Consider the following 13,638-nt stretch of genomic DNA (forward strand, 5'->3'; position numbering starts at 1 on the left):
TGACCGACTTTTTGCAATGACTACAAGAACGGTGTGGATGGACCCACGTAAACAGCGAACGATCGAGACGCTGCTGCAGGCGGCGGAGGAGATCTTCAGCGAGCGGCCGGTCGCGGAGGTGACCGTGGAGGAGATCGCCGAGCACGCGGGCGTGGCCGTCGGCTCGATCTACAACCATTTCGGGTCGAAGGCCGGGCTCCACGCCGCCGTCGTCGAGCGCGTCCTCGACACCGACCGCCACTTCATGGATCTGGCCTTCACCCCGGATCGCGGCCCCGCCGAACAGGTCTACGCGGTCGCCGAACAGTATCTCCAGCTCTATTTGCAATACCCGGAGTACTTCCGCATGCTCGCCTTCCCGGGCGACCCGGGTCAGTACCCCGCGGGGCGAGACCTGCTGGACCGCATGGCCACCCAGATCACCGAACAGAACAACCGACTCGCCCGAGCCATCCAACAGGGCATCGACGCCGGCATCGCCCGACCGGTCGACCCCACCAAGGTAGCGATGGCCCTCCTGGCCGCCTGGAACGGCATAATCAGCCTGCACTGGCGCCCGGACAGCCTCCGCCACAACGAATCCGAACTCCGGGAGCTACTGGCAGCCGCGACGGATGTCATCGCCCACGGACTACTGCGTGCCGAAAACAGCCCTTCGGCAACGTAAGTGCGCTCAATACCGTTCACCTCCGGCAACATCCGCACCCCGCGCCGAGACGAACGGTTTCAGAGGGTGGATTGATATGGCCGATCGAGGACGACGTCAGACTCGTCGGCGAGGCGGGTCAGGCGGGTTACCTCGGCCTCGGTCAGGTTCTCGGCGACTTCAGCCGCGGCGATGTTGGCGCGCAGGTGGCCCGGGTTCGCCGTGCCTGGAATGACGACCATGACAGGGGAGCGGCGCAGCAGCCAGGCCAACGCGACCTGGGCCGGTGCCGCGCCGAGGCGTTCCGCGGGAGCGGCCAGCTCCTCGTATCTGGTGAGCCGTCCGGAGGCCAGCGGGAAGTAGGGGACGAACGTGATGCCCTGCGCTTCGCAGTCGGCGAGGACCCGGACGCCGCTGCGGTCGAGCAAGTTGAAACGGTTCTGCACGGCGGCGATCGGCGTGATCCGCTGGGCACGGGCCAGCGTCTCCGGGGATGCGCCGGACAGGCCGATGCGGCGGATAAGTCCCTGATCGCGCAGTTCGGCGAGCACGCCGAGCGAATCCTCCAAGGGCACCTGGCCCTGAGCTCCCCGGGTGTCGCCGTCGAGCGCAGGTACGTCAGCTCGCTGACTTCCGTTCCCAGGTCGGCCAGCGCCTCGTGGACCTGCCTGCGGACCGTGTCGGGATGGTCGGTGATGACCCAGGACCCGTCCGGTCCGCGTCCGGCGCCCACCTTGTTGCCGACGATCACCCCTTCGGGGATCGGCCGCAGTGCCTCCCCGATCAGCCGGTTCACCGTACGCGGCCCGTAGGCATTCGCGGTGTCGAAGAACGTCACTCCCAGCTCGACCGCCAGGCGGAGCACGCGCCGTGCCGACTCGGGGTCCTCCGGTAGCCCCCACACATTCGGCCCGGCGAGCTGCATAGCTCCATATCCGACACGGATCACTGGCTTCTCCTGATGTATCACTGCTACGCGATTATGTGTATCGATGTTGCATCAGTGATACGCGATATTCCGTAGCATTGCAACGATGGACGACGAGAAAGCCCGTACCCGCCAGCGGATCCTCGAGGTGGCGACCGGCATCCTGGAGCGGGGCGGCGCTGAGGCGGTTTCCACCCGCTCGGTGGCCGCAGCGGCCGGGATCCGCGCCGCATCTCTGTACCAGCTCTTCGGCGACAAGGACGGCCTCCTCGCCGCCCTGGCCATTCACGGCTTCGACCTCTACCTGGCCGAGAAGCAGGCCCTGGCGCACATCGGCGACCCGGTCGGCGACATGCGCCATGCCTGGGACATGCACGTCGACTTCGGCCTGCGCCACCCCGCGCTCTACGTCCTGATGTACGGCACCGACCGCCCCGGTCGCCGCCCGCCCGCCGCCGACGAGGCCCGCGAACTCCTGCTGAAATTCCTTGACCGCATGGCCGCCGCGGGCCGTCTCCGGCTCCCACCCGCATTGGCCGCCCGCCTGCTACTGGCCTCCATCACGGGCGTCACCTTGTCGCTGATCGGCGTTCCTCCCGAGGACCGAGACCCAGAGGTCTCCGCGAGAATGCGCGATACCCTCATCGACTCTCTGGCCGCCGACCATCCGCAACCCCCGGACGCGGATCCCGGTCTCGCGCCCCGGGCTCTCGCCCTCGATGCCGCTCTCGGCGCCGCGGACGAGGACGAGCTCCCGCTCCGTCCGGCCGAGACCGCCCTTCTCCGTGAGTGGCTCAACCAGCTCGCCCGCTGAGCCGGCCTGGGCACCAGACAGCGAGGCGGGCGGGAAAGGCCAGGACCACGACGACCCCGCCCACCTCGACGGGCTCACCGATGCGGTGCCCCGAGCGCGGATGATCGCTGCCCAGGCCGCGGGCCGCGCCGGTCAGCCCGAGATCTGGCAGAGCCCCCAGGTCAGAAGTCCCCCACCAGGCGAGCTGCACCCAAATGACATCAGCGGGCGCAAGGCCTCACGGAACCGCGAGCGGAGTTCCGATCCGGGTCACGGTCAGTGGGGTGATCATGCCGATTTCTCCTCGTACAGTGGGGCTTTCACCGGTTGCCGAGATCGAGCAGGGCGGCCAGCAGTTCCTCGGGCGCCTCGATCTGCGGCAGGTGGCCGGTGCGCGGAAGCAGGGTGAACGTCGACATCGGGATGGCGGCGGCATAAGCCTTTCCGTACTCCGGATCGGCGATGCGATCGCTCTCGCCCCACACCACATGGACCGGAATGTCCAGGCCGCCAAGGCGTTCGGCCAGTGTCGGATCCGACATCGCCGGGCCGGTATAGCCGATCAGCGCCTGCACATCGGGACTCGGGCCGGTGCCGCCTCCCCCCGGCGGAACGGGCGCCTTGCTCGGGTCGTGGTAGGAGTGCGCCAGGAGCTCGTCCCGCGAGAAGCCGCTGACGTCGGCCATCGGATGCCCCGGAACCTCGATGCCGATCCCGTCGACGATCACCGCGCCGCTGACGCGCGGACTGTTCCGCAGGGCGATCTCGGCGGCCAGCCATCCCCCGAAGGAGTTGCCGATCACGGTCACGTCCGTGAGGTCGAGCTGATCCAGCATCGTCACGTACGCCCGAGCCAGCTCGGAAACGCCGGTCAGCCCATCGGATTTCGGCGTACCGCCGAAGCCGGGATGGGTAGGCAGCAGCACCCGGGAGTGCGTCCGCTCGGCCAGCAGATCGGCGAAACCGGACATCGTCTGCACGCCCCCTCCACCGTGCAGCAGCAGGAACGGCCGGGTGCGGTCACGGTCCTGGACGGTGACCTCGGCGGAGCCGACCTGGAGAGTGCGGGTGCGGGTAGGCCGAAGACTGCCGGCCACGATCGGAGTACTCATCGTCTTCTTCTCTCTGTAGAAGCTATATCAGGAACCTTATATAAGCTACCTGATATAAGCAACCTGATTCACCCGGGTAAGCTCTCCGCCATGACCTACCGCCCCGCCGACGTAGCCCTGGCCGTGAAGCGCCTGCAGTACCGCCACCACCGCGCCCTGAACCAAGCGCTGGCGCCCCTGGGCCTCTCGCTCGTGCAGTGGGACACGTTGCGCCACTTGCACCGCCACCCCGACGCCTCACTACACGACCTAGCAGTCCTGACCTTCCAAACCGACCAATCCTTCGGCCCCCTGGCCACCCGAATGGCCGCCCGCGGCCTGATAGAACGAGTCCCAGGACCAGGCCGAGCCGTACGCCACCGCCTCACCGAGGAGGGCGCCCGGTTGCGCGCCGCCGGCCAGGAAGCTGCGGACAAGGTCGTCGAGTCGTCCTTCAGCGCACTGTCGCCCGACCAGCTGGACCAGCTGGGTGAGCTGCTGGATGCGGCCCTCGGGCCCGACCCGAGCGGGCTTGGCCGATAGGCTGCCTTGAGCAGGGTGAGCGGACATGGGGGAACAATGGCCGATGTCCTGGACACGAGACCTCGACCGAGAGAACCGGTTTCGAAGGTTGGCGAATCGCCGAAGGGGGAATCGAGCTATGGGTCTTCAGGACGAAACAGTTGAAGGCTGGGAACCAATTCGATGAAACGCCTAGCCCAGGTTGTTCTGTGTGCGCTGTGCTTGACCGGTCTGGCCGCGTGCGGCGATGCGGCCGATGCCGCACAGTCCGCCGCCGGCGAGATGGTGAACCATGGCGCGACATCCGGCGGCGTCGATAAGGCTGCGGTCCACAGCTTGCTTACCGGCCACAGTCCTCGGGAGGACGTCTCGGCTGACGAGGTTCTCGACAATCTGATGCACCGTCACTGGGACGATGGCGGCGCCGCCATGGGCGCCCTGTTTTCTTGGATCGGATCCGACGCGAAGTCACCTGATCCGGCGACTGCCACCCGCGCCGGCGAATCAGCCTCCGGGTTGGCCGGATACGTCAGCAGTCACGTGGACGAATTGCTGAATCTCGACGGCCCGCGCACCGAGTCGATAGGGCAAGTGAGCCCCGAAGCGGTACGACAAATCGCGGCGGCCCTGCAGCCGTACATCGCAAACTTGGCCGGAGCCCAGGCGGCAGGAGTCGCAGCTCCGGCATTCGCCTCGCCGGTCGGCGACGATCCGACGTACCACGAAGCCGTCAATGTCTTCGCGGTCGTCTCTACCGACAGGGACGCCGCCCAGAAATTCGCCGACGCGGCCTTCTCCACCGCAAGTCAGATCGCCGATACGTGGGTCGCTGCCGAATTGGATCAACACGCTGCCGCCGTCACACCGAACCAATACGGGGTCCTGTGCCGGTTGCTCGATCGCGGGCTGAGCGTCGAGGCAGACGACCGCACCCGGGACAAATTCGGCGATGATCCGCCGGCGCAGAGCGACAAGCGTGAACAGCCCTATGTCAACTACCTTCGGACGGGTTACGCCCTCCCCGAACTCGACCTCGTGAAGGCGTTGCAGAATCACGAGGGCTTCGTGGACCACGACATTCGCTACGCGTACTTGTTCGACCCGAGCGGGCAGCTACGGGACGTTCTTTCGCTCATGGATTCGAATACGGTCCCCGCGGATAAGGTCCAGGCCGATCTTCCCAACATCCTGAACGGGTCGAACCACGGAATGATGAAGAAGCCCTACCTCGACTTCGTTGGTAGGTACAGAGATGGATGGGATGCCGTCAGGTAATCCACGGCCCCACTGGATCTGATCCCGTTCGGGTCGGCCTGGCATGGGAACCTCTCGAACGGCCTCGCACCCCGTCGAGTCACCATAATCGACGCTTCATTTCACAGCCGTCGTGATCGGTCTGGTACCAGCCGACCGGCCGCTTCGAGCGCGCGGAGTGCGGCCGCCTTCACCGAGCAATCGGCGGGACGACATTCCAAGTGCAACTGCATATCTCGGTGCTCAGCAGCCATGCTCGGTCGCTGGTCCCGGCAGCACGGTTCGATGCCGACAGCCAAATATCAAGGTGCGCAACCCGCTTCGCTGTCGGATGCTTATCCGGGTCTCCGGTCATGGAGCGCTGAGTTCCGGGCCATAGGTAGGCCCCTCCACTTACCGCCACGGCGCAGATACCGAGAATCGAAAGCACCAACCAGACCGCCTGCCAACCCTACACCGGCCTCACCCCGCCTCGGCGACACCATCGGGACGAGGCGGCATGGCGACGACCGTGTCCTCGACGCGCCGCTCTCCCCGACCGGAACCTCCGACCCGCGTGAAAGTTTCCGCAGGGTCGGCCGTCTCCACGTCGCACACCGCACGGACCCGGCTCGGATCCCCGCCCAGATGGCCGAGATTCGGCACGATGACAGCCGCGACGTTGTAACCACGGGCCTTCGCGAGCAACCGCTCCATCGGATCATCGACGTCGGAACGACGATGCACCACAATCCGCACCAGGAAATACCCACGGTCCGTCGCGTGCTTGCGGATCAGCTGCTCGTTCGACAACCACCCGGGCAAAGTGCGATCGACATAACCGATGACCCGCGGCGGCCCCTCCGGCGGCACATCTACCGCGGACACATACGTGTAGAGCATCGTCATACCGACCCCCACCGCTCGCAGCCGAATCCCATTCCGCTCCCCTCTCCTGGATGCTTGGCAAGCACCCGCCGCCGGGGACATTCACCGACCGGGGCACAGTCCGGTCGGTGCGCTGAGCGGTCCGGGCATCTACCCGGCGGCGGGGCCGGTACGAGCGTCGTCCGAAATCGGGTGCGGCAGAAGGTACGCAACCGTCACGGAACCTCTACGCTGCATCTACGGCCCGACGGGCAGACCGAGGCGGCCGCAACAAGAGTCGCGAGCTGGCCAGGTAAGCAGCTCGCTTGCTTCAAGAATCCGAAGGCCGAGTGACGCGAATTCGCCGACTTACTCGGCTTCAGCGGGGTTCCGGTCCGCAAGCGGGGGCCTGGGGGAAGGTTCGTCAGCTCCTCGACGAAACATCTCCGACCAGCTGGTTCAAACTCCGTCGCAAATCCTGCCCAAAGTTATACGCTCTCGCTACAAGGCAGTTCTCTGCGCGAACCGGGGGTAGTGATGATCGTCAGCACGTGGACACGTGTGGAAGTCCGAGCACTCCGCACGGCCGCCCTACGGCTGACGCAGGAGCAGTTCGCCGAGCGCCTCGGATACCAGCCTCCGACCGTGCGCAAGTGGGAGAGGACCACCCGGCAACGGCCCGTCCGAGGCGAATCCGCACAAGCGCTCGACACCCAGCTGGCCCGACTCACCGACGAGCAGCGCGCCCGCTTCCGCGCGACTGTCGAGAACGAGTACGCGGCTGTACCCAAGTTGCACGATCGGCGGCCTGCTGCCGAACAACGCGATAGCCTGGCTGTTGAGAGTCGATACAGCGTCCAGGAAGTCGAGGACGACGTGAAGCGACGCGAGTTCGGGATTCTATTTGGCGCAGCCCTCATCGCAGCGGGCGACGATTCCTCACTGACGCAGGGTCGCATCGGTACGGCTGACGCGCGACGACTGTCCGAAAGCGTGGCAGATTTCGCGCAGCGTGAGCAGGCGATCGGCGGCGTCACCCTCGTCAGGACTGCCGTCGAAGGGCTGGAGAGGGCCAAATCTCTCCTGGAGACCTGCACCTTCAGCGAACAAGCGGGCCGCGAATTCATGAGCGCCACGGGCGAACTCGCGACGATCGCCGGCTGGATGGCGTACGACAGCGACATGCACCCAGTCGCGCGACAGTGCTACGCCGACGCATTCGCGCTGGCGAATCAGGCCGGCGACGACGAACTGACAACCCACGTCTGCCTCAATGCGGCCCACCAGTCAATTGCGCTCAGCCGCGCAGGAAGCAGTAACCCACACCGTGTTCTCGGGCATCTCCACCGCGCCCGATGCCTGACCAGTGGCCAGCCCCCAGGACGGGTTCATGCTTTGATCGCGACCCGTGAAGCACTCGCCTACGGACTACTCGGTGACCGCCGAGCGTTCGAACGGGCGATCAGCACGGCATGGCGGGAACTTGATAACGCTCTCGACCACGAAGCCATTGCGGACTGTCCAAGGTGGCTCCGATTCGTCAATCCAACGGAGGTCCGATCTCACGAAGCACGAGGGTTCGAAGACCTAGGGGAACTGACGAGGTCGGCTGAACTGCTGGCGGACGAACCTGCTCTGGAGCGAGCGGGCGCACGTAACGCCGCGTGTTACCGTGCCGGGTGGGCGGCAACACTCGCCAACATCGGCGATATCAACGGCGCTGTCACGCAAGGGCTTTCCGTCCTCGACAGCCTCGAAACCTCCGTAACCTCCACGCGTACCCTGCGATTGCTGACACCTGTTCGTTCCGCCGCAGCGTCCTCACCCGACAGCGAGTTCAGGGACCGATTCGACAGCCTGCGGCATACTATGGTCGGCAGTGTATGACCACTGAACGGCCTACCCACACCACCGAAGGCGTCGACCTTCGGCACTACACCGCGGCCCAAGCTCGCGACCTGCGCAATGAGGTCAAACAGATCTTCCGGGGCGCCTACATCGAAGCGATCGAGTCCGGCGAGCCGTTCGAGGCCCCCGAGGCGTTCATGACCCGCTTCGACGCCTACACCGACCCTAGCCGCGCAAGCGGCTTCGACCTGGTGATGGCACGAATCGGCGACGAACCCGTCGGCCAGGCATGGGGCTGGCCGCTCGGCCCCGACAGCCGATGGTGGAACGGCTTCCAGCTCGACGAAGGCGACCCAACCACCTACACCACCGAAACCGGAACCCGCACATTCGCCTTCAGCGAACTCATGGTCCGCAAGGAGTTCACCGGCAGAGGCATCGCCCGGGTCTTGCACGACGAACTACTCGACCGGCGCCCTGAACAGCGCGCCACGCTGCTCGTCCGGCCGGACAACGGGCGCGCCTACGACACCTACCTTCGTTGGGGTTGGGATCGAGTCGGAGTTCTTCGGCCCAGCTGGCCCGGTGCACCTCGGTTCGATGTCTTGACCTGCCAGCTTGCAGCGGCCTAGTTTAATCGTCTCCACACAAACTCGACCTCTTCCGTGGCGTGATCTTGAACTGCCGCGCGTCCACGCTCACATAAAACTCCTTCCACCACTCAGCTGATTCGACACGGCCAACCGTCCCCGCGCGCCATAAACCGCCTCGGTGAGTCGGAGACTTCATCATCTGTCGGATAGGATAAAATGTATATTTGAGGAACAAGTATCAGGTCAAGTTGCGTGAGCGGGCCTTGCGGATGTCCGTGGAGATCAAGGATCAGCATCCGTCGGATCGGACTACTACGGGCGCGGATTCAACAAATACACCATCCATCCCACCAAAAATAATCCACAGGAGATATCTGTTGCCGAGTTCCCCTCAGCTTCCGCCGAAGAGAATCGAGGTCGTCACAGTAAGGGATCCAGACGGTCCGCTAGATGTCCGCGTATTCGTCGACGGCGTAGAGCACTCATTTTCCGAGTACACCGTCGACGCAGGAGCAGGATGGAGTTGGGACGACTGGAAGGTAGCTCGGGATTCCAATCTGTCGGCCGCTTCCGACACAGCGCGTGCATCTCTTCTCGATGCCTACACTGACCCCCGGGTGGCAGGTATGTTTTCGGTCGATAACCCATGGGCTGGCTCGACGGTGCGATCGAAATATAGCAATACTCATGCGCCACGGCCGTCGCCAGGAAATTCTTGCGCAAGCCATTCCCGAACTGAAACAGAATCGCTATAGCCCTGCCGTCGAAGAATCTCTACAACATCTTTGCCGCAAACTAACGCTACCGGATGACGATCCGCACGCACCTCATCATAGACCTGATCTGCAAAATACGACAACGTGACAAATACTCCGAATTCACGAAATCGCAATCGCGACAACAACAGACTGACATCTACGACAGGCTTGCCGGTCACTCCGCTGTCAGCGGCTAGAACAAACCCTATCGAGACCTGGTCGGCAGCAGGACCAATCAAGTACTCACCACCGGAAAAGGACCCGGTATCCAGCTCCTTGTCCCCTCTACCAGGAATCTTGGTAGCAGGAGACATTAGTTTCCATACCGCCATAGCGCACTTTTGAAAATCATTCCTGGAGGTGAAATATTGCCGTATTTCGGCCAGAATCTCCAGACCCAGCGCATCACTGGGCAACTGCTGCTCCTTTTTGCGAACATTCGTCGTCGAAGGCGCAACCAAAGCTCTGTACGTTCGGCTTTCAACCCACAGCCGCCAAGCATCAGGACAATCATCGCCGAATCTGGGATCACCCGCTATCAATGCATCAATCCATGACCTCGATATAACGGGCGCATCGAGAATCGTGAAACGCGCACAGTAGTTTTGGAACCGCTGCCCGTTCTTACTGGACCATAATGCAGCAAGCTCTTCCGAACTCTTCAGCGACTCGACCCCCGGCACCGCAAGCCCTCTGAAACGAACAAGCGACCCTTTCTTACGCACTGTCTCGAAATAGAAAAACGGCGATACCCGGCGACGGCGATCCTCCGATCCGCGCGCGTCCTCGAAGGCGTTCTTGACCGCTACGTTCCCGCGTAAGTGGGTATCCAACAATTCACGGCCCGGATACCTGTTGTCGCCATAGTAGGTCAGAATACCTGTTTGTGTGTCCAGATAATCACGCCAATCAGGATTATCACCTGTAGAGTACAGTACAGCAAGACTCACCGAATTGTTTAGGGCCGACCCTCTGAAACGGATACCGCCCTGCACCCCAACGCCAAATATCCGGCTAACAGGATCGAGACTCCGACCGTTAAATGTCTTACCAGCATAGATACGGTCAACGTGCAGGTCAGCGGTGTGTAGTTCGTCATACGGGACGATGAAGTCTTCGGGCACGCCTCTATCCTATGTCAGTTATTACTCGATTCGGCTATGTTCTAGGCAGTCAGCGAAAGTTGACCACGCAGCCATTCGGTCACTGATTCTGGCCTCGTGCAGCCATATGATCGCAGAGCTTCGACGATATCTCGTCCACTGACAACGACAATCGGGTCACCATCCGAACGAAGCCGTCGATAGATGTCCTCATCCAGATAGGACAACGTAACGATCACACCGAAATCAAAGTTTCGAATTCGAGTAAGCAATCGATTGACTGTTGACTGATCGATCGCTTGCCGTTCAGGGAAACATTTCCCTACAAGCACAAAGTTCAGCGGGACACGATCATCAATGGGACCGAAACGATATTCACCTTCTGCCATATTGTCATTACCATGGCGAGCTGGCAATATTTTGCAGTCCCCGGTGGAAGGCGCGATTAATTTCCAGATAGCGACTGCAGTATAAATGAATTTTGACTTATCCTTCTCATACCATCGCAAGATCACCTGGAGAAATTCGCGGTCAACAGGGTCGCGAGGAAGCTGCTGTTCAACGGTCCGAACCCCAGGAAATTTGGACAGATAGGCAGCATTACGAGAGAACTCGAAATTCTCTACATTTTCGGTCCCGCGTTGATTAGGCCTCGGTAGCCTCTTCGCTGCGAGCCGTTGAGCCAGCTTCCCGTATATCGTAGAAAAGCTCAGATATTCTCCACCACCCGGCAGACCTTCAGAAATAACCGAGACAAGTTCGTTGGTAAAGGATGTACGCTCACCAAAGGCTTGCGAGCCGGGTACGTGAGCCTCCCTGTCCGAGGCCGTCAACGTATATGCACCACTAATTGTGGTACTGGCGGCAATTTCGTCGGAATTGTCGCTAGATAAGGTCTCGATTGCCTTACCGGAATAACAGCAGTCGAGTATGACTATCTTAGTATTTGCGCCACACTCATTGGCAAGAACTTCTCGAAGAAGATCGTATTCTAGTCCGGAAAACCGGACATCATCGGCCTCCGTCTCCGTAAGCAGCAAAGACAAGTTCCCACGCTTGTTCTGCGTACCATGTCCGACAAAATACAAGAGAAGGGTGTCGCTAGCTTCCTCTACGAGCGTCCTGATAAGCTTCCCAAAATCCCTCGCGGTCTTTGGATTCTCAACGACGGTGACACAATCCTTTGGCCAACCACACAGCGCAGGATCGGTCAATACTTCCTTGAATGCACGGAGACTATTACCAGCTGCCGGTACATCGGGAAGCGCACTGTCCTCATAATGAGATACACCGACCAGCAGGGCCCGCGACTTTGAATATACGGTCACGGTTCCGGGTCGGTCTCGGGTCCCGCCACTTTGTCCAGCAACGCTGACAACTGCCTCACCGAATTTGTGTCAATCTCAATCATCTGGTCGCCTCGGGTGATTGTAAGCTTAGTTCGTGGTCGGTGCTGTAGCCAGATCCCGAGCGTGGAGACCAGTGCTGTCAAGACATCCCCCGATTCAACGACGACGGAGAGGAGTTCGATGGCCCCACCGAGTTCCTCCTCAGTCGGCGTACTACGCACCTCCTTAACGGCACCTGCTAACTCCCGCTCGCGCTGAAGCCACTGACCGAGGGAGAGCAGGTCGTCGACGGGAGTATCCGACCCGGCGGTGATATTCAGTTGCATAACCCTTCCCAACTACATCGAACTTATGACTCCAAGGTTCAGCGACTCCAAGGTTCAACGCACCATCAGACTATGCGCCGTCCCCAACCTACTCGTCACCATATCGATGTTTACCACGTATGGCCCGTCGATCACGGGAGGCGCGTAGCCCGGACCGAATCGGCGTCCGCCGACCGGTCCCGGCCTCTTGACCTCAACGACACTTGAGCTCCTACCGTCACCCCCATGACCTTCACCACCCCCGAGCTGGCCTACCTCAAGACCCAACAGATCGGCCGCCTGGCCACCGTCACCCCCACCAACACCCCCCACCTGGTCCCGGTCGGCTTCCGCCTCAACCCCGACCACACCATCGACATCGGCGGCCCCAACCCGAACGGGAAGCGCTATCGCAACGTCCGGTCGAACTCGAACGTCAGCTTCGTCGTCGACGACATGACTCCCGATGACCCGGACGAGGTCAAGCCCGGGTGGGGGCGAGGAGTGGAGATTCGGGGGACGGCGGAGATCGTTACCGTCGGTGATGTGCCCGTGAACCCGGAGTGGTTCTCCGATCAGGTGATTCGCATCCACCCGAACCGGATCCACAGTTGGCACATCGATCCGGCCAATCCGGATGGGGAATCGCGTAAAGTTTTCTGAACTGGAGGAACACCGATACTCAGGGTCTTCCCCCACTCCCCTCATACCGCAGGACTATTTGTTCCCGATACTGGTGCCAACCCCCGTGACCTTCCGGACCGCATGGGCCAGACTGCATGCGACGCAGTTGAGTTGGAAGGATTCACCTTGTTCTCGATAGGTAAACAAGCCGCTTCGCGCACTGTGGTGCGGGTGGCTGTGGCGGGGGCGGTTGTGGCCGCTCCGCTTGCTGTTCTTGCGATTCCGGCGCAGGCCGATACGGTCGGCGACCAGGCCGTCACGGAGGTCGGGCGGCATGATCACGGCCCCTGGGATCGGCCGGGGCTGTGGGATGACCGCCGGGATCGGCACGACCGCTGGGATGACGACTGCGATCCGGGCGACCGTCGCTTCCACCATCCGGGTGGGGGATGGCGGCAGGTCGTGCCTCCGGGCTGGTTCGGTAGCAGCTGATCCCGGCTGGGCGACGGTCCGGCACCGCACGGGGTGCCGGACCGTTGTCACGAAGCGGTCGGGGTGAGTTCGAAGACCGGGTGATGTGCGGCTTCGGCCACGAAACGCTCGACAGGGTCGTTCGGAGCAGCCTGGAAATAGCGGCGGGTGGCGGAGGCGATGAGCACGTAGCGTTGGAGCACCGGGCCGGCATCGTCCGCGGATACCTCTCGAATCGTGTAAGTGCGGTTCACGCGACGGCGGGTCAGAGAAACTTGTCCGGCCTTGCGGGCGTTGTGGACCCACGCGACAGCGCCGTACGGGGCCACCAGCCACAGGCGTTCGTTGTGCTCGACGATCGTGACCGGGTTTCGCCTGGTCAGGCCCGTGCGGTGGCCGCGGGTGGTCAGCACGTACGAGTGCGGGATGGCGCCGGCGGCGGTCAGCGCGGTCATGATCCTGTTTTCGAGGTGATGCCAGCGGCCCGGCCGGTATCGGCGTTCGGGG

15 protein-coding genes and 1 pseudogene are annotated in these 13,638 nt (G+C 62.5%); 8 read left to right on the forward strand and 8 right to left on the reverse strand.

The annotated features are described in order from the left end of the window. Positions 1–16: 16 nt before the first annotated feature. Entirely contained in the window at positions 17–667 is a 651-nt protein-coding gene (locus D892_RS0139735; protein ID WP_232236279.1) for a TetR/AcrR family transcriptional regulator, read from the forward strand. Between the two features lie 59 nt (positions 668–726). Here the strand turns inward: D892_RS0139735 and D892_RS49340 are convergent, their stop codons facing one another. Then, positions 727–1,197, reverse strand: coding sequence for an aldo/keto reductase (locus tag D892_RS49340; RefSeq protein ID WP_198037116.1), 471 nt, complete (start codon positions 1,195–1,197; stop codon positions 727–729). Between the two features lie 122 nt (positions 1,198–1,319). Further along, positions 1,320–1,571, reverse strand: a pseudogene (locus D892_RS49955) (aldo/keto reductase); the annotation flags it as partial. A gap of 109 nt (positions 1,572–1,680) precedes the next feature. Between D892_RS49955 and D892_RS0139745 the strand changes: the two are divergent. Beyond that, positions 1,681–2,388, forward strand: coding sequence for a TetR/AcrR family transcriptional regulator (locus D892_RS0139745; RefSeq protein ID WP_024806576.1), 708 nt, complete (start codon positions 1,681–1,683; stop codon positions 2,386–2,388). Between the two features lie 299 nt (positions 2,389–2,687). On the opposite strand, the gene D892_RS0139750 is transcribed toward D892_RS0139745, so the two are convergent. Then, positions 2,688–3,479 carry an alpha/beta fold hydrolase gene (locus D892_RS0139750; RefSeq protein WP_024806577.1) on the reverse strand — a complete coding sequence of 264 codons (792 nt, stop codon included), beginning with the start codon at positions 3,477–3,479 and terminating at the stop codon, positions 2,688–2,690. Between the two features lie 90 nt (positions 3,480–3,569). On the opposite strand from D892_RS0139750, the gene D892_RS0139755 reads away from it, so the two are divergent. Both D892_RS0139755 and D892_RS0139760 read left to right on the forward strand, forming a co-directional pair. Next, the gene (locus D892_RS0139755) at positions 3,570–4,001 is read left to right on the forward strand and encodes a MarR family winged helix-turn-helix transcriptional regulator (protein ID WP_024806578.1); all 432 of its coding nucleotides are present in this window, start codon (positions 3,570–3,572) and stop codon (positions 3,999–4,001) included. Positions 4,002–4,163: 162 nt separating this feature from the next. After that, positions 4,164–5,255: a hypothetical protein gene (locus D892_RS0139760; RefSeq protein ID WP_156959909.1), complete on the forward strand. Its 1,092-nt coding sequence runs from the start codon at positions 4,164–4,166 to the stop codon at positions 5,253–5,255. A 441-nt stretch (positions 5,256–5,696) separates the two neighbouring features. Here the strand turns inward: D892_RS0139760 and D892_RS44345 are convergent, their stop codons facing one another. After that, positions 5,697–6,122 (reverse strand): hypothetical protein, encoded by a 426-nt coding sequence (locus D892_RS44345; RefSeq protein WP_024806580.1) that lies wholly within the window; start codon positions 6,120–6,122, stop codon positions 5,697–5,699. 495 nt (positions 6,123–6,617) lie between these two features. Between D892_RS44345 and D892_RS0139770 the strand changes: the two genes are divergently transcribed. Together D892_RS0139770 and D892_RS0139775 are read left to right on the forward strand one after the other, a co-directional pair. Then, complete coding sequence (locus D892_RS0139770) at positions 6,618–7,967, forward strand: helix-turn-helix domain-containing protein (RefSeq protein ID WP_156959910.1); 1,350 nt, start codon at positions 6,618–6,620, stop codon at positions 7,965–7,967. Continuing rightward, positions 7,964–8,560, forward strand: coding sequence for a GNAT family N-acetyltransferase (locus tag D892_RS0139775; protein WP_024806582.1), 597 nt, complete (start codon positions 7,964–7,966; stop codon positions 8,558–8,560). Before D892_RS0139770 ends, D892_RS0139775 begins: the two co-directional genes overlap by 4 nt. 646 nt (positions 8,561–9,206) lie before the next feature. Here the strand turns inward: D892_RS0139775 and D892_RS46180 are convergent. From D892_RS46180 to D892_RS0139780, 3 genes are read right to left on the reverse strand one after another with little or no spacing between them, the layout of a single operon-like run. Further along, complete coding sequence (locus D892_RS46180; protein WP_084161431.1) at positions 9,207–10,403, reverse strand: hypothetical protein; 1,197 nt, start codon at positions 10,401–10,403, stop codon at positions 9,207–9,209. Between the two features lie 41 nt (positions 10,404–10,444). Further along, positions 10,445–11,710: a caspase family protein gene (locus D892_RS46185; protein WP_084161432.1), complete on the reverse strand. Its 1,266-nt coding sequence runs from the start codon at positions 11,708–11,710 to the stop codon at positions 10,445–10,447. Continuing rightward, positions 11,707–12,057, reverse strand: a complete 351-nt coding sequence (locus D892_RS0139780; protein ID WP_024806583.1) for a hypothetical protein — start codon at positions 12,055–12,057, stop codon at positions 11,707–11,709. Before D892_RS0139780 ends, D892_RS46185 begins: the two co-directional genes overlap by 4 nt. 225 nt (positions 12,058–12,282) lie before the next feature. Between D892_RS0139780 and D892_RS0139785 the strand changes: the two genes are divergently transcribed. Continuing rightward, positions 12,283–12,699 (forward strand): PPOX class F420-dependent oxidoreductase, encoded by a 417-nt coding sequence (locus D892_RS0139785; protein ID WP_024806584.1) that lies wholly within the window; start codon positions 12,283–12,285, stop codon positions 12,697–12,699. 192 nt (positions 12,700–12,891) lie between these two features. Further along, positions 12,892–13,152, forward strand: a complete 261-nt coding sequence (locus D892_RS0139790) for a hypothetical protein (protein ID WP_232236281.1) — start codon at positions 12,892–12,894, stop codon at positions 13,150–13,152. A 47-nt stretch (positions 13,153–13,199) separates the two neighbouring features. Here D892_RS0139790 and D892_RS0139795 read toward each other — a convergent pair whose 3' ends face one another. Further along, positions 13,200–13,586 (reverse strand): nitroreductase family deazaflavin-dependent oxidoreductase, encoded by a 387-nt coding sequence (locus tag D892_RS0139795; protein WP_084161999.1) that lies wholly within the window; start codon positions 13,584–13,586, stop codon positions 13,200–13,202. Positions 13,587–13,638: the final 52 nt, after the last annotated feature.

This window comes from Nocardia sp. BMG51109 (assembly GCF_000526215.1).
GTDB lineage: Bacteria > Actinomycetota > Actinomycetes > Mycobacteriales > Mycobacteriaceae > Nocardia.